Below are 15,896 nucleotides of genomic sequence, written 5' to 3'. Positions count from 1 at the left end.
ATCAATGCTCCTGGCTTTGTCCAATAATACTCAAATTAGCATATTTTAACATTAAAGGTTTTACCTGACCGCTTTTAAATTGTACGACAACAATGCTTTCTGTTCCTAAATCATGAAATTCCTTTACTCTGCCCATCCCAAACTTTTTATGCGAAACGAGCTGACCGGCGGCAAAAGCATTATCTGTCTTTTTTTTGCCGGCTACCTGCGAAACAGGTTCCTGATAAGAATCCTGCTGGTCGTCATCATCATAATCCAAATCGTCTGTCCGGTCACCATATTCCTGTAATTCAAGGCCGGCTTCAAAAAGAAACGGCGATATAATTGTTCTTGTCAATTGTCCGTGTATCGTTCTATACCTGCACAGGGTTACACAAAGCCGTCTTTTTGCCCGCGTAATACCCACGAAAAACAGCCTTCTTTCCTCTTCGAGCTGCGAAGGAGTATCTGCGCTTCTTTCGTGCGGCAAAAGTCCCTGCTCAAGTCCGGCAATAATAACATTTTCAAACTCAAGGCCTTTTGCGCAATGCAGCGTCATCAGCGAAACCTTGCCGCTTTTGCCGTCATAAGTATCCGTATCGCTGAACAGCGCAATATGCTGCAGAAAATCAACCAGGCTTCCGCCCTGCTGCTCGTCGAATCGTCTTGCGGAATTTATAAGTTCAAAAACATTATCAAGCGGCGAGGCCTTACTGTAAGATTCTTCCGCGACTTCGGCTTTGAGAGATTCATACAACCCGCTTGCCCTGAACACATTTTCTATAACAACCGCAGAGGGCTGGTCCATATTTTTTTTAAAATTCTCTATCATCTCCGCGAAAGCTTTAAGTTTAATCTTTACCGCGGCCGAGAGTAAGTTTACTTTATCGCAGTCTTTAACGACATGGTAAATATTTGTGCTTTGCAGTGCCGCATATTCAGCAAGCCGCGAAACTGTCGTTTGTCCTATTCCCCTTACAGGCGCATTGATTATCCGCACAAGAGCCTGGTCGTCCGACGGATTTACAATCAGCCTCAGATACGCCAGGATATCTCTGATTTCCTTTCGGCTGTAGAATTCCACGCCGCGTATTATCTGGTATGGAATCCGATTTACCACAAACGCCTCTTCAATCGCTCTGCTCATCGAGTTAACCCGGTAAAACACCGCTATCTGGTTTGCTTCGGTACCGGCATTAAGGAGTTGTTTGGTATATTGGGCTATAAATTCCGCTTCGGCCTGTTCATCTTCAAGACAGCGGGCGGCAATTTCACCGCCGGCTTTTTTAATCGGCAGAAGTTTTTTCTGCTTTCGGCTCTTATTGGCAAGGATAAGTCTGTCGGCAACAGCAAGAATTTCCGGCATACTTCTGAAGTTTTCTTCCAGCCTTACAATTGTAGCATCCGGCCAATCATGTTCAAAGGCAAGGATATTGCCTATATCCGCCCCCCGCCAGCCGTATATCGACTGGTCCGGGTCGCCGGTCACGCAAATATTACCGTGTTCTGCGGACAATCCCCTGGCAATCTGGTACTGGGCGTGGTTGGTATCCTGATATTCATCAACCATCAGATATTTGAATCGTTCATTTAATTGTTTTCTGATATCCGGAAAATCTCTAAGCAGAAATGCCGTCTTCAGAAGCAAATCGTCAAAATCAAGCGCACTGTTTTTTTCAAGAATCTTCTGGTATGTCCTGTAAATTTTCAACACACATTGTGAAAAATAATCGCCGCTGCTTTTCGCCTCAAATGTTCCTACGTCTTCAAGGTTATTTTTCAGCCGCGATACTGTTTCGAGCATAGCGGCAGGCGGAAAATTTTTCGAATCAAGCTGGGCCGATTTAATCGCTTCTCTCATACAGCTTTTCTGTTCAGAAGCAGCGAAGATACTGAATGCCGGAGCAATACGCGCGGCTTCATTGAACTTTCGCAGAATTCTGACACAAAGCGAATGAAAAGTGCTTAAATTCACCCCCTGCGGAACATCCATCGCCAGAACTCTCTGACGCATTTCGTCGGCTGCTTTATTGGTAAAGGTTACTGCGCAGATATTAAAAGGCAAAACGCCCTGTTTAACCAGCGCTGCAATCCGGTGTGTAATTACGCGAGTTTTTCCGCTTCCCGGCCCTGCTATAATCAGCAAAGGCCCATCCTTATGGAAGACGGCCTGTTTCTGCGCCCCTGTAAGATTTTCCACAGCTTCCTGCTGTCGGCTCATTGCTGCGTGCCTTCCTGCTTCTGCATCTCCTGCATAATAGACTCCTGCTGCTGCTTCAATTTTTCGTAAAGTTCCGGCCTTTCTATTTGTATTCGCCCAAGCAGGTTTTGCTTTAAATCTTCCGGGTATCGAGCATCATTCAGAAAACCGCTCAATCCTATATATCGCAGTATGTTGAAATCCGGCAGCGTTACCCTGTCGACACCCTCATCGCCAAACTCTTTCTGGTAAGAGTCATAAACTTCTTTCGCCATCTTCTCTCTGCCGAATGCCTCATCGTCATCATGCACAGCATAACGATAATTTGCTTCCTGCAGCATAAGGGTTATAATTTCTGTGGCGTCATTTAAGCCGATAGAGGATAGCTCGTTAATCAGCCTGTTTCTCGCATATTCCGTCAGAGAAACCTGTATTTCCTTATCTGTCGGATATTCTTTCCGCAGGGTATTGTATATTTCCAGAGCCTTGTCAATATGACCGGCCTGATAAAACAGCAAAACCGCTCGTTTGAGCATATTCCTGTGCGGAACTTCAAGAATCTCCGGATCAGCACCAAGCTCGACATATTTCTTTTTTAACTCCCGCAGTGCCGTGTCATATCTACTGAACATTCTCAGGTCCGGGAATAAAAATACGCTCTCCTGTTCGCTGATGTCACATGGGTCGTCTTTTGCAGGTACACGCGAGGTATAAATAATCATTTTCCCGCGAGTGTAAAGACTCTGAAGGCTGTGAAAAACAATTCTATCCGTACTAAGCATTTCAAATGAATATTTTTTTTCTGTTCTTTTCAGTCCCAGCGCCGCCCAGTACATCGCATGAACATCAGCCTGAGTCCAGTCCAGCGGCAGTACTTTGTTAGGGTCTTTATAATCGACAGGCCCGTATTTTTCATTTAACTGACCCATCAGTTCCGGCTCCATTTCCCAGGTATGCCTCAAATAATACGCCTTGGCAAAAACATCAAAGCCGTTGAGCGTTTCCGTTCCCCTGTACTTATCGATGACTTTAAAATCTTTTTCCGGAAATTTTACCGGCTGCTGCCGAAGTGAAAGATAATTGTCCACAAGTTCCTGCTGATTGGCAAAAACGGCATCCGCCGCGGAAAGCTCATTTAAAAACTTTACTGTCTCAGGGTTTGTGAGCATTTCCTGAAGCGTTTTCGGCGCCTTTGCCAGTTTAATATAATATTCCTGCGTTCCCGGTCCTATCAACGGTTTCATCGCATTATAAAGCTGTAATTTATAGTATTTATGGCAATCATCCATAACGTTGCCGATTTTGTGCTGAAATATCCAGGCAAGTGAACGATAAAGGTCGATGTTTCCCGGATTTATTTCTATGCCTTTGTCCCGAAGAAGTTCATATCCGTTCCTGACCCACTGCCATCGTTCCTGCGGCCTGCTTGCGGGGATGGCCACAGAAATATTATAAGCCATATTCCATGCGTGAAAGTCCCATACTGCCGCGAATCTCGGCTGAAGGAGCGTTATCCATTCGGCAAGCTGTTTCGCATCGAAGAATTTACCTTCTTCCTTCAACTGGTCGGCTCGAATCCACAGCACGTCAACAATAAGTCCGCGGAAAGCTCCCAGTGCAACGGTAGCAAAGGCCAGCGAAGGCGGAGCGTTTTGGAGAGGCTCATTCATAACCAGCTTCATCTCGCTTCGCTGAACGTTTATTTTATCGAGTTTCTGCGAGCCCAAAAACAGCAGCCCTGCCGCCGCAAGTACGCATAAAACACAGATAACAATTTCCCGTAACCGCATAAAAATAAATCTTCTTATAAAAAAAATTAAACTATGACTTTAGCTATTTCCCGCCGCGCGAATATCAGAAATCCGGCAACCAGAATAATGGCTGACTTGACCGCAAGCGCCGTGACAGTCATTACAAAAAAGCCTGTCCCTATCAGTCTGGCGTCGATTATATATTTGTTGATATTGTAATTCTGGTCGAATTTCGGCAGAAGCCAGATAATAGGCTCTAACACATATTTGTAAAAAAGTATGACGTTTTGTCCCAGATAGCCGAAAGAGCCGACGATAAAACCATTTATCACGCCTGTAACAAAAACCGCAAGGCAGCACAGTACCGCTACAGGAAACCCCAGCCAGGTGGAAAGCGAAACTCCAAGTGCGGCAAGAAAAACAAGCCTTGCGAAAATAATAAATACTACTCGCAAAAAATTATCGCCGAAACTGCCGGCCTTATAAAGAACTTCGAAGCCGTCTTCCTGCGGAAATATCACTGTTGTGTTATTCATCGGCTCATTGTAAAAAGCAACTGCCAAATAACCATCCTCAGCCACAACGTCGGCCGGCACATGGAACTCATGAATTGCCCCTACTATCTCTTTACGCGGAATAATTCGAATCGGGGTCTTAAGATTTTCCTGTCCATATTTTATCTGCCGATAATCTCCGACATACCATACGCCATAAATATTTTTATCCGGCGGAACCTGCGAGGCATTGAATTTTAAACGAATAAAAAGACTATCGTTGGAATCGAACGGTTTTACATTTTCAAACTCCCACAAAACCATCCCGCCCGGCTCTGCCGAGTACATACTGTACTTCGCCGCATCCCTAAGTTCCTGCAAAACAGCTTGTTTACTTCTCGACTCATCCAACTGGCCGGACTTTTTAAGCTCCTCATAGACGTCGTTAACACGTTTTTCTACCACCAGCCTGTCAAAGTTTGCCTTCAAAGCCGTTCTTGCCGTAAAAAACTCATTATTCAGCTTGACAAGCTCATCACTTTTAGTTTTTGAAATCCGTGGTATCTGAAGCGTCAGCGCATAAATTATCGACGAGAACACAAACAAAAGCAGCAAATCCAGCACTACAACGCCGAGCACTTTACCCAATACCACTTCGAATCGTCTTATCGGCTTGGTAATAACCGTGTAAATCTGTTTATGTTTTATATCGGTGCTTAAAGTGAAACAGGACACTATAACAGTAAGAATCGACAACAGGAAACCTGTAAGGCCGAGCCCATAACTGATAAAACTCTGAATGCGTCCTTTGGTTGTGCCGTCGCCGGTACTTGTAATACACAAAATCGGCAGCAGTATAATCAGCAGCAGCATAAAGACTATCGCCGTCTTCATTCGCATCGCAGAGACAAAGCTGTTTTTGGCAACAGCCCAGACCCTACCCATTGTTCTTCTCCTCTGTTTTTTTACGCCTGTTATTCTGTGGTTCTGTAAACCCCTTCGGTTTTGTAAGCTCATCGAGGATATCTTTTTTTATACCGTCCTGCTGCGATGGTTGTGTGATTTGTGCAGGTTCATTTTTCCTGTCCTGTACAACAGGTTCGGTCATCTGTCCGGATTCCTGCGTCAATTTGCTTAAAGCATCGTAATCAGGAGTAATTTTTAACGTTTCAACTTCAGCCATTTCTATCTTTTTCTGTGGCTCTATTTTCGCCGAAACAAGCTTATCGAGCACATCCGATATAGCAGCGGCCCTTTCGGCATCGGAGACCTCCAGACGGTTTACCGCTCCGCTTGTAGGTCTTTTCTGCTGCTGCGCCTGCCTGACTATATCTATGAAAAACGATTCAAGTTTCTGCATCGGCGGTTTTATCTCGAAGTCGCCGCCGTCTTTTTCGACAATCCGTCTTATCTGCTCTACCGCCCTGTCGGTCAGAATATTTGTAGTAATCTGTGTTTTGTCTTTTCTTGCAAGCAGTTCTTCTACGCTTCCTTCTTTTTGTATAAGTCCTCCGTAAAGTATGGCGACACGGTCGCAGACTTCCTCGGCATCGGCCAGCAGATGGCTGCTCAGCAGGACTGTTTTGCCGCGTTTTGCAAGTTCGACAATAAGGTCCTTAATTTGCCTTGTTCCGATAGGGTCCAGTCCGCTTGTCGGCTCATCGAGAATAAGAAGTTTGGGGTCATTTATAAGCGCCTGGGCAAGTCCTATTCTCCTCGCCATACCTTTTGAAAAAGTTCCGATAGGTCTGTTTGCCATTCCGGCCAATCCAACCATATCGAGCAGCGCGTCGATTCGCGATTTTCTGACTCTGCTGTTTAAGCCAAACAGTCTGCCGTAAAAATCCAGCGTTTCTCTGGCGTTTAGATATGAATACAAATATGACTCTTCCGGCAGAAATCCGATTTGAGCGCTTATTTTAGGGTCCCTGCTGTCCCCGCCCAGCATAACCGCTCTTCCTTTTGTAGGATGCAGCAGTCCGAGCAGCATTTTCAGAATCGTCGTTTTACCCGACCCGTTAGGCCCTAAAAGCCCAAACACCTGATTGTTCCTGATTTTGATATTGAGATTATCAACCGCCACAACTCTGCTTCGTCCCCACCAGTCGGCGAAGATTTTGGTCAGTGAAAACGTCTCTATCGCAAATTGTCCGTTATTCGCAGTCAAAATACCCTCTCAAAATCAGAAAGATTAAATTTTGGCGTGAAAAATTTTATTAAATATTCACTGCCGGAGCATAACTATGCGGTTCCAGTTCTTCGCCGTATCGCACTAATCTTGCGCTGTTGAAGACTACAACCAGTGAACCGGCAAAATGCAGCAGCGCCGCATAAATCAACGGCAGCCATCCTACAGCGGAAGCCGAAACACCAAGAATTATAAACAGGATTCCAAACAGAAGATTCTGATTGATAATCGACGTGGTTTTCCTTGAAAGTTTTACGAGGAACGGCAGCCGTTTAAGGTCGTTGCTCATAAGCGCTATCGACGCTGAATTTATTGCGACATCGCTGCCTGCGGCTCCCATCGCTATTCCGAGGTTTCCGCTTGCAAGGGCCGGTGCGTCATTTATTCCATCGCCGACAACTGCTACGACAAAGCCGTCCTTTTTCATTTTTTCGACAATGGCAAGTTTATCCTGCGGCAGACATTTGGCCTTTACATCCGTACATCCGAGTTCTGCGGCAACTCTTTTAGCAACTTCTTCCCTGTCGCCGGTCAGCATCGTCAGCCGTTTTATACCGGTTTCAAGCAACTGCTCAACTGCAAATCTGGCTTCGGGTCTGGTCTTGTCCTGCATGCCGATCCATCCCATACATTTTTTGTCTCTGCCGACATATAAAGTGCTGAACCCCTGTTCTTCATGCAGTGCCGGGTCTGGCACATCAGAAGTATCTATACCGTTTTCTTTCAGAAAAGTATCTCGTCCGACAAATATCTTTGTCCCCTGTACAACAGCCGTTACACCTTTTCCCGGCGTCTCGGCAAAATCTACCGGCGTATCCAGCGACAGATTCGCATCCTTTGCAACTATCTGCAGCGCCCTTGCGGCAGGATGTTTACTCATCTGTTCGGCTGAAGCGGCAAATTTTAAAAGTTCGGCAGGCTCAATGCCCTGTGCGGGCGTAAGTTTGGTAACGTAAAGCTGGCCTGTAGTCAGGGTTCCGGTCTTGTCGAATACTATCGCTGTAACTCTGCCGGCAAGTTCGAGGTCCGCGACTTTCTTAATGAGAATGCCAAGTCTTGCCGAAGCAGACAACGCTGCAACCATCGCCGTAGGCGTCGCAAGTATCAATGCGCACGGACAGGAAACAACAAGAGCGCCTATCGCCCTGTTAACGTCCTTTGTAAAGAACCATATTATCGCCGCAATCATCAATATTACGGGTATATACCATTTTACATACCTGTCGATTATACGCATAATCGGTATCTGCGTATGTTCAGCCTGCAGAATAAGCGATTGCACTTTCCCGAGCGTCGTATCTTTTCCAGCCCTTGTTACCCTGATATCGAGAACGCCGGTAAGATTGCTCGTTCCCGCAAAAACCTGCATTCCCGGCACCTTATCGGCGGGAAGTGATTCACCCGTGATTGTCGCTTCATTAACAGAGCTTAATCCTTTTACAACTTCGCCGTCAGCGGCAATATTATCGCCGGGCCTTACCCGGATAACATCGTCGCACTTCAACTGGCTGGCGTTGACCTGTTTCTCATTTCCGCCGGCATCGAGCCGTGACGCTTTTGTCGGTGTAAGTTTAATAAGCGATTCAATCGCAGCTCTTGCTCCAAGCGCCGTTCTTGTCTCAACAAGCTCGCTAAGCAGCAGAAAGAACGCTACGACACTTGCCGCGATATAATTTCCGGTTGCGAATGCCGCTATTATGGCCAGCGATACCAGCTCATCCATATGCATTTCGCTTCTGATAACGCCTTTAATCGAGTGAATAATAACAGGCGTAGCAAGAAGTATTGCCGCCAGCATTGCGAGCAATTCCTTTATCTGCGACCCTTTACCATAGAAAAGCGGGCTGATAAGGCTGTTCAAAAGCAGCGTTCCGCCCAGCAGTGTCCCCGCCAAAGCGAGACTAACCCGAACCTGTTTCTGATGTGTCCTGGCCACATCAACTTCGTGTTCCGTTAAATGCAATGCTCTATGTGTCATTTTCTCAGTTCTTTACCTTATTTTTTCTTTTCTTTTCCAATCGCCGGGTCTCTATTTATCATAACTCTGAATTCACGATTTTTACTGCCGCTGCTCGACTGTGCTATTATCGTTTCCTGAGTATTGCTTAAGACCTCTTCGATTGCGTCCTGATAAATTCTCTGTATCACCAGTTTCGGTCTCTTCTGATATTCCGGCAGAAGTATCTTAAGATAATCGGCATTGGCTTTTGCCGATTCAACAGTTTTTGTCCTGTACGCTTTCGCCTCTGCGATTGTCTTCTGCGCAGAGCCTGAAGCATTATTCCAGAAATATTCCTTCTGCTTATCGTTGACATCCGGCGAAAGAACAGCACTAATCAACTCTCCGCCGCCTGCTTCGTTGATTCTGCTTTCAGAATATCCTTTCGCCTCGCGAATCATTCTGTCAGCCTCGTTGCTGGCCTTAATAGACGCAACAAAGGCATCGTTTACCTGCCTCGGCCAGGCAACAGCGGTAAGCTGCATTGAATCTACTTCTATACCGCAGTTCATATCGTCAAGTTTTTTCTGCAGGAGTTTTTCCGCCTCTTTGGCTATCTGGGAATCGCTCTTTATAGCCTCGTCAATACTGAAATTCACCATCGCAACGACAACCGCCTCGGAAGCGACCGCCTTTAAAAACGGCTCAACACTTTGCGGTATTACATCTATCAGACTTTGTCCGGCATCGGGGGTTTTCAAATAAACCTTTTTGAAGAACATTTCGCAATCGGAAATTCTGTACGTAAGCTGCCATTTGGTGTGTACAATATTATAGTCGCTGCCGCCCTTCAAATCAGCGATGGTATCGTTCCTCGTTATGCAGTATCCGTCCGTAACAGGATTGAGCGTACCTGCCGACTGGTTGTTTGTTGTATCGTACCAGAAAGAATCTATTTCGGTTCGCAAAACGGTATTTCTCGCGGGTAATTTTACCACCTCTTCAACCGGATACGGTATCGCCCAGTGCAGTCCCGGCCCCAGTATCCTCTTGTCCGTTGTATCGCCGCAGATTCGTCCGAACCTTAGTATCATTGCCCGTTCGTCCGGCGCTACTGTAAACACGCCGGAACTGAAAAACAGGATAATCAGAACAAGCATTATAAATTTCAGAACAGCAAAACTGATTCTCAGTGCATCGGCAAGACTCTTACTACCGGCGTCAAACTCTCCGCCGAAGTTCTGCAGCTCATCGGCCTGATGTTCACTGGTTTCGTGATGATGATGGTGATGATGATGTTCGTGACTCATTTTTTATCTCGACACATTCTGTTTCGGCTCGATTTTCGGCATTTCCCTGAGCAGCTTAAACGGCTCGGCATCGGCAGGCAAAACCACGGTTGTTCTTTCCTTGAGGGTTTTTTTCAGGGTTTCAATTTCACGCAGGAACATCGCGAATTCCGGGTCTGCCTCAAGCATCTTGTAATACTGAGCCGCCTCAGCATCGCCGGCACCGCGTATAGACTTTGCCCTGGCTTCAGTGGCGGCCATAAGCTCGGTAATTTTCGCATCGGCATCGCTTTTTATCTTGGTCGCCTCGGCATTTCCCTGTGCCAGGGTCGCTTCGGTCTTTCGTTTTCTGTCGGCCTTCATCCGGGCAAATACATCTTCCGTAACCTTTTCGCTCACTTTAAGCATCTTTATTCCGACAGCTTCGACTTTCATGCCGTACGCCGCTTTTACCGGCTCGTCGAGCAGTTGAGTCATCTCATTCTCAATGTCGCCGAATTTTATCTGCTGCCGGTCGCTATTTACAAATTCGCTGAAATAATGTTTGCCGACAACCTTATTCTGCACATCGCGAAGTCTGCTTTTAAGCAGTTTTTCCGCGCCCGGCACATCTCGTATGGCTTCACGAAATTTTATCGGTTCCGCGATTTGCCATATAATATAGGTTTGAACAATTACCGGCTCTCCGCCTTTGGTAACCGTTTCTTCCTCAACGCCCCCGAAAAGCATTTGCCTTGCGTCGTATTTGACCAGAGTCTGTATCGGTGCGGGCCATTTCCAGTTCCAGCCCGGCTCAGTTATCTGGCGAGTAGGCTTGCCGAAGGTAAGAACCAGCGCCGTTTCCGTCTGACGCACCTGAAACGAGACAAGGTAGAGCATCATCACAGCTACAATCAGTACCACCAGAATTATTACCGCAAAATTTTTCATTTCGACTTACCCTTAAATATTCTCAACATCTATATTCTATTTTATTGCCCCTTGATCGGCTCGATATCATAAAGACTCGGCACGAGTTTTTCCTGCAGGTCCACAATTGTTACTTCCGTGTCGCTGTCTGAAACAACGATATATTTTCTTATCTTCTCCAGCGATTCTTCGAGCATATTCATTTTAAGTTCATGCGTATAAATTCTTTTCGATGCCCGGTATGCCTGTAACTGCTGACTGAATCGTTCGCCTGCGGCTTTTGCCAGCGTTGATTTTTCGTAAGCATAGCTCTGTGCCCCTCTGAGTTTGGCAAAAAGTTCGCCGCTTGCTTCTGTAAACGCCTTATCAAGCTGAAGTTTAATCTGTTCGTATTCAGTACCCTTTTGCGGCGACTGCAGGTATTTTTCAGCAAGCTGGTGCAGCGTTATCGCCTGTTTGACGGAGCCGACGTTTCCGGTAAAAATCCTGTCTCTTTGCGCGATTGCTTCGAGTATCGAAGCCTGTTTCTTCTGAACAGCGCCTATCACAGCCTGAAAATCCTGTGCTACCTGCGGCGGCGGATGAAAACCTTCGAATCCCATAAATACTATTTCAACGCCCAGACTGAGATTGTCGGCCTGCTGCTGAATATTTCTGGCAACCACTATCGCGGCCTTTGCCCTGCCCGCTCCGAGGAGACTCTCTTCGCTGCTGCCGCCTTCTACTTCCGGCTCAATGTGGGCCCCTGCCGCGAATTTTATCACCTCGCGATAACATATCGCCTTTAAGACTTCCTTGCTGTCGGCATGGTTATACAGATATTTATAAAGGTCAATGACACGATACTGAACAGGAATCGAACCCCTTATGATACTTACAGGTACCGCACCTTTTTCCTGTGAATTTATGGTCTCTGTCGCAACCAGAAGATTGTATTCTTCCTTATAATGCTCCGATCCCCACAAAAGCGGCTGCTTCTGGCCCGCCTGATCTTCAAGCGGAACATAACCTATATATATCTCCTGTATTTCCTTTGTTGGAAATTCTCTTGTTATTCCAAACGGCCAAGGCAGCTTGAAACTAATGCCCGAACCCACGAGCCTTACCTTATTATGTGAATCCACCGGCGAACCTAATTTTTCGATTATCGCCTGTGAGCCGGGATCGATAATTACAATACAGCTTAAAAGATAAAGTATAACTGCCGAGACGAGTATCAGCGGTATTATTGCCTGCTCGACTATCTGATAGAACCACGTTTGTGAAACTTTAAAGCCGAACTGGTAATCGATAACGCTTGCGACCGTTCGAAGAATATGATGGGGCGATGCGATTATTCCGAGCAGCCTGCTGTCGAAAGCGCTGCTGCTGTACTGCCCTTTTATCCTCGGCCTGTATATATCGAATATAAAGTTTAACGCTGTTTCACATCCGACCAGTATAAGTACACTCGGCACAATCCAGTTAAGAGCGACAAGAACTATCTGTACTTTGAACTGTGCCAGCGCCATCGCCGCGGCACAAATAAAAGACAGAATTGTGGTCGCCAGAAAATAACTGCCGCCGGCTTTGAGCGGACGCCATTTTTCCTGGCTCGCCAGGCCTGTGGCATAAAGCGAAAACAAAAAGCTTACAAACGCTATCGCCGAGGCCAGTACCGCTCCAAGCAGAAGGAATTTTGTTTCCTCGCCGATTCGGCCTTTAATGGTCATTCTCAGCAGGAGCGATCCGATAGCAATTTGATATATGGCTATTAGAATTGAAAATATCGGAAGGAACCATTTTTCAAATATTCTTAACCTGTTCTGGGCGACCGCGAAAAATTCTGAATTGTTTTTTTGTGCCTCGAATATAGTATCGCCGGCGCCACCCTGGGCAAGTTGTGCGATATCGAGTTTTTCCTGCTCGGCAAGCGACTTTTGATAGAACTGTACCGCCAGAACCGCCCATATCAAAGCGGCGGCCAGTATCTGCCAGCTTAAGGCAAATAACGGATATACCCCTGTTACCCTGCTCAGAACAAAACAGGCCGGAAAGAAAATCGCACTTAGTATAAGTGCAACCAGACAAACAAACGCCGCTCTTCTGTATTCTGTCTGCATCATGTCCTTTTGCTTAGTCTTAAATCAAAATTTTTCTCTGAACTCATTATCAGTGCCAGAGTATACAATAAAGTTTCTTTACTACAAGCATAAAACACTGTAATATAATTGATAAGCCTTGTGCCGTAAACTGTTAATGGAAAAATAATATGTTTTATAAACTTTTTTCAATCGCTAAAAACACCTTCGTAGAAATAATCAGACAGCCGGTTTTCGCGGTTATTATCGCCGCTGCTGTGTTTCTGTTCATTATAAGTCCGTCGTTAACCATGTACTCTATGGACGACGACAATAAGTTCTTACGAGAGATAGGCCTATCTACGCTTTTTATCGCCGGATTGTTCATTGCAATTTTTGCCGCCGCGGCAGCTATTACAGAGGAAATTGAAACAAAAACCATTATTACCACCCTTTCCAAGCCTGTTCCAAGGTTTCTTTTCATTTTGGGCAAGTTTATAGGCGTTATCGCAGCCGTAATCCTTGCCCATTACATCCTTACAATCGCCCTTCTTATGTCCATAAGGCATGGCGTAATGTCAACCGCCTCCGACACCCACGATATGACAGTGCTGACCTGTGCAGGGGTCACAATAGGCCTCGCTTTAATCATAACTACTTTCCTTAACTACTCTTACGATTTTAAATTTACATCAACCGCCATCATATTAACTTCTATTTTAGCGACCATTTCTATAGTTTTTTTGTTCTTTATAGACAAAGAATGGCAATTTTTCCCGGCTCGGAATGGGTTTAATTCGTTTGATATTTACGCGTCAATTTTGCTTTTGATGGCTCTTTTTGTTATTACAGCCGCTGCGATAATGTTTTCGACCCGCTTCAACATTCTTGTTACATTAAGCAGTTGCGTGGGCCTGTTTTTGCTGGGCCTTGTAAGCGATTACGTTTTTGGCCGGCTTGCTGATGCTCATTTATGGGCTAAAATAGGTAAAATAATTATACCAAGTCTTCAGGTATTCTGGATAAGTGATGCTATATACGAGGAAGGCGTTCGTGTTACCGCCGGCTATATTTTATCCTGCGGTATTTACAGCCTGATTTATACTGCCGCTTTCATATTCCTCTCAATCGCTATGTTCCAGCGCCGCCAGGTCGGGTAAGATTGAAAGGAAGTAAGGATGTAAAGAAACAAGAGATAAGGATTATTGCTCCAGGATGTTTCCTTATATCTTTGTTTCCTCCATAAGGAGTCCATAGAACTTAATTCTTTATCTCCTTCTCCACTGCTATTTCGTCACAGTTATCCTGTTTGGTACATTTAGCGCAATCGCTCCAGACCTTCATAGGAAGCGTCTTTTTATCTACAACCGCAAAGCCGTATTTTTCGAAGAACTTCGGCACAAGAGTCAATGCAAAGACCTTTTTGACCCCGAGATTTTTGGCCTGTTCGACAGCCTTTTCGACCAGTGCCCTGCCGATTCCCTTATTCTGGTATTCTTCAGCAACGGCCAATGATTTTATTTCAGCAAGGTCGGACCATATAACCGCAAGGGCGCAGCAGCCGATAACCTGGTTGTGAACTTCGGCTACGCTGAACAACTGCAGATTATCGAAGATATAAGCCCGTGACCGGAACAGCATCTTATCGAACTGCGCGTTATGGCTTATCAGCGAATAAATTGCTTCAACATCGTTAACTGTAGCGTTTCTAACTTTCATGTTTTGGAATATAACTCCGCTGCATAATTTTGCAACAAATAATTAGGGTTTAATTAGCCACGAATTAACACGAATATACACTTTTTTTCAGACACGAAGTTCCACAGGATTAACACGGATTTTATATTTCACCACCGAGACCGCAGAGATATTTTTATTCATCGCCCACCTGTCCTGAGCGAAGTCGAATGGATCAAGGGTTTCTTAAATAGATTTCACCGGAACGTCTGAACTAAGCGGCACTACTATGTCATATCCGCTGGAGTGATTACTGACCGGATATCTATGTTTCTTCTCTATGTTCGCGATGCACAGTCTTAAGATGGAACTCTACTTCATATTCAAACAAAGAAATATTGGGTACAACCAAAACAGCATACCTAAGATTTTCGCTAATCGTTTTAGAGACAATTACTCCCCGAACGTCTTTGCCTTTTCCAATTGTTTGTTTAATCCATCCCATGTAACGTGTTAATTGACCTATGGCATGATCCGCACTCCGAGCACGCTTTAATTCAAACACGACGAAAGCATCAGAATCATCAACAGCCAAAATATCTATGGAACCTACTGCCGTAGAATATTCAATACCGTCCCGACCAGTTGGATCAACGTACAGCCGAAGGCGGCGCCCTTCAATAGTTATCGTATTGAGGTTTTGCGCGATAAAATCACGAAGTTGGTACTCCAGAGCAAAACATGCCTCCGGAGACTCATCCTCCTCTTCTGGATTCTCATCGCCAAGCACTGCATCTAATTCGCCTTGGGAGGTGGTTGTCCCAGGCTGCAAGAGACGTACTTCACTTGCCGTCTCTTTAACTGACCATCCAAGCTTCTTCAGCATATCCCGTAGCTTATGCGACGTACAGTAAGTTGGATCTACGCCCGTGGGAATGTGGCCGGGATGCTGCCGTAACCACTCCTTCATGCGATAAATTTCTACTCCTCCATCTTCTTTAGGTAAAACCACATTAAATCTTTTCATATCTTCACCTTGTGCGTACAATAATGATCATACAGTCTGTATAAGACGCCAAACACAGACTGTTTCTGCCGGTATAAAAATTCTCCCGTTGCTCCTTCAAGAATACATTACATCTTACTCGAAAATCAAGATGAATATTGTTCTATTTTGTGGGCGAAATCTGCAATTAAATAAAAACTCGCCATGAATCGGCCAGATAAAATAGCCACAAAAACTCAAAGACACGAAGTAATCTTATTATTTAACTTTTTTGTGTCTTTGCCTGTCCCGACATAGCCTTGGGCGACGGCGGATGCCTTGGTGGCTAATTAACAGAAAAAAAGCTGGAAAACGCAGATTTAATCACTACAATACGATTCACCCCCACACCTATTTGTATTGTG

Annotated in this window: 11 protein-coding genes; 1 reads left to right on the top strand and 10 read right to left on the bottom strand. The window is 45.4% G+C overall.

The window, feature by feature from the left end; all coding sequences use genetic code 11:
* Position 1: 1 nt before the first annotated feature.
* Genes WC496_01860 through WC496_01825 form a run of 8 tightly spaced genes read right to left on the bottom strand, consistent with a single transcriptional unit; the run spans position 2 to position 12,854 of the window.
* A complete protein-coding gene (locus tag WC496_01860; protein MFA5291762.1) occupies positions 2 to 2,200 on the bottom strand; it encodes a UvrD-helicase domain-containing protein in 2,199 nt (732 codons plus the stop codon).
* Positions 2,197 to 3,969 (bottom strand): hypothetical protein, encoded by a 1,773-nt coding sequence (locus WC496_01855; GenBank protein ID MFA5291761.1) that lies wholly within the window; start codon positions 3,967 to 3,969, stop codon positions 2,197 to 2,199. Before WC496_01855 ends, WC496_01860 begins: the two co-directional genes overlap by 4 nt.
* Positions 3,970 to 3,995: 26 nt before the next feature.
* Positions 3,996 to 5,369, bottom strand: coding sequence for a hypothetical protein (locus tag WC496_01850; protein MFA5291760.1), 1,374 nt, complete (start codon positions 5,367 to 5,369; stop codon positions 3,996 to 3,998).
* Positions 5,362 to 6,591: an ABC transporter ATP-binding protein gene (locus WC496_01845; protein ID MFA5291759.1), complete on the bottom strand. Its 1,230-nt coding sequence runs from the start codon at positions 6,589 to 6,591 to the stop codon at positions 5,362 to 5,364. Before WC496_01845 ends, WC496_01850 begins: the two co-directional genes overlap by 8 nt.
* Before the next feature lie 49 nt (positions 6,592 to 6,640).
* The gene (locus WC496_01840) at positions 6,641 to 8,590 is read right to left on the bottom strand and encodes a cation-translocating P-type ATPase (protein MFA5291758.1); all 1,950 of its coding nucleotides are present in this window, start codon (positions 8,588 to 8,590) and stop codon (positions 6,641 to 6,643) included.
* 17 nt (positions 8,591 to 8,607) lie between these two features.
* Positions 8,608 to 9,861: a protease modulator HflK gene (locus tag WC496_01835; GenBank protein ID MFA5291757.1), complete on the bottom strand. Its 1,254-nt coding sequence runs from the start codon at positions 9,859 to 9,861 to the stop codon at positions 8,608 to 8,610.
* Positions 9,862 to 9,864: 3 nt separating this feature from the next.
* Complete coding sequence (locus tag WC496_01830; protein ID MFA5291756.1) at positions 9,865 to 10,770, bottom strand: protease modulator HflC; 906 nt, start codon at positions 10,768 to 10,770, stop codon at positions 9,865 to 9,867.
* Positions 10,771 to 10,811: 41 nt separating this feature from the next.
* Positions 10,812 to 12,854, bottom strand: a complete 2,043-nt coding sequence (locus tag WC496_01825; GenBank protein ID MFA5291755.1) for an SPFH domain-containing protein — start codon at positions 12,852 to 12,854, stop codon at positions 10,812 to 10,814.
* Between the two features lie 146 nt (positions 12,855 to 13,000).
* On the opposite strand from WC496_01825, the gene WC496_01820 reads away from it, so the two are divergent.
* A complete protein-coding gene (locus tag WC496_01820) occupies positions 13,001 to 13,969 on the top strand; it encodes a hypothetical protein (GenBank protein ID MFA5291754.1) in 969 nt (322 codons plus the stop codon).
* Positions 13,970 to 14,069: 100 nt separating this feature from the next.
* On the opposite strand, the gene WC496_01815 is transcribed toward WC496_01820, so the two are convergent.
* Positions 14,070 to 14,528 (bottom strand): N-acetyltransferase, encoded by a 459-nt coding sequence (locus WC496_01815; GenBank protein MFA5291753.1) that lies wholly within the window; start codon positions 14,526 to 14,528, stop codon positions 14,070 to 14,072.
* 283 nt (positions 14,529 to 14,811) lie between these two features.
* Positions 14,812 to 15,513, bottom strand: a complete 702-nt coding sequence (locus WC496_01810) for an endonuclease NucS domain-containing protein (protein ID MFA5291752.1) — start codon at positions 15,511 to 15,513, stop codon at positions 14,812 to 14,814.
* Positions 15,514 to 15,896: the final 383 nt, after the last annotated feature.

The sequence above is a fragment of the Phycisphaerae bacterium genome (assembly GCA_041652575.1).
Classification (GTDB): domain Bacteria; phylum Planctomycetota; class Phycisphaerae; order Sedimentisphaerales; family UBA12454; genus UBA12454.
The sequence above is the reverse complement of the archived record's forward strand: the minus strand, read 5'-3'. Positions and strand labels throughout refer to the sequence as shown.

Coding starts and splice junctions, on each gene's coding strand:
- WC496_01840 (MFA5291758.1), bottom strand. CDS start 8,590: ATGACACATAGAGCATTGCATTTAACGGAACACGAAGTTGATGTGGCC.
- WC496_01810 (MFA5291752.1), bottom strand. CDS start 15,513: ATGAAAAGATTTAATGTGGTTTTACCTAAAGAAGATGGAGGAGTAGAA.
- WC496_01860 (MFA5291762.1), bottom strand. CDS start 2,200: ATGAGCCGACAGCAGGAAGCTGTGGAAAATCTTACAGGGGCGCAGAAA.
- WC496_01825 (MFA5291755.1), bottom strand. CDS start 12,854: ATGATGCAGACAGAATACAGAAGAGCGGCGTTTGTTTGTCTGGTTGCA.
- WC496_01820 (MFA5291754.1), top strand. CDS start 13,001: ATGTTTTATAAACTTTTTTCAATCGCTAAAAACACCTTCGTAGAAATA.
- WC496_01835 (MFA5291757.1), bottom strand. CDS start 9,861: ATGAGTCACGAACATCATCATCACCATCATCATCACGAAACCAGTGAA.
- WC496_01850 (MFA5291760.1), bottom strand. CDS start 5,369: ATGGGTAGGGTCTGGGCTGTTGCCAAAAACAGCTTTGTCTCTGCGATG.
- WC496_01815 (MFA5291753.1), bottom strand. CDS start 14,528: ATGAAAGTTAGAAACGCTACAGTTAACGATGTTGAAGCAATTTATTCG.
- WC496_01830 (MFA5291756.1), bottom strand. CDS start 10,770: ATGAAAAATTTTGCGGTAATAATTCTGGTGGTACTGATTGTAGCTGTG.
- WC496_01855 (MFA5291761.1), bottom strand. CDS start 3,969: ATGCGGTTACGGGAAATTGTTATCTGTGTTTTATGCGTACTTGCGGCG.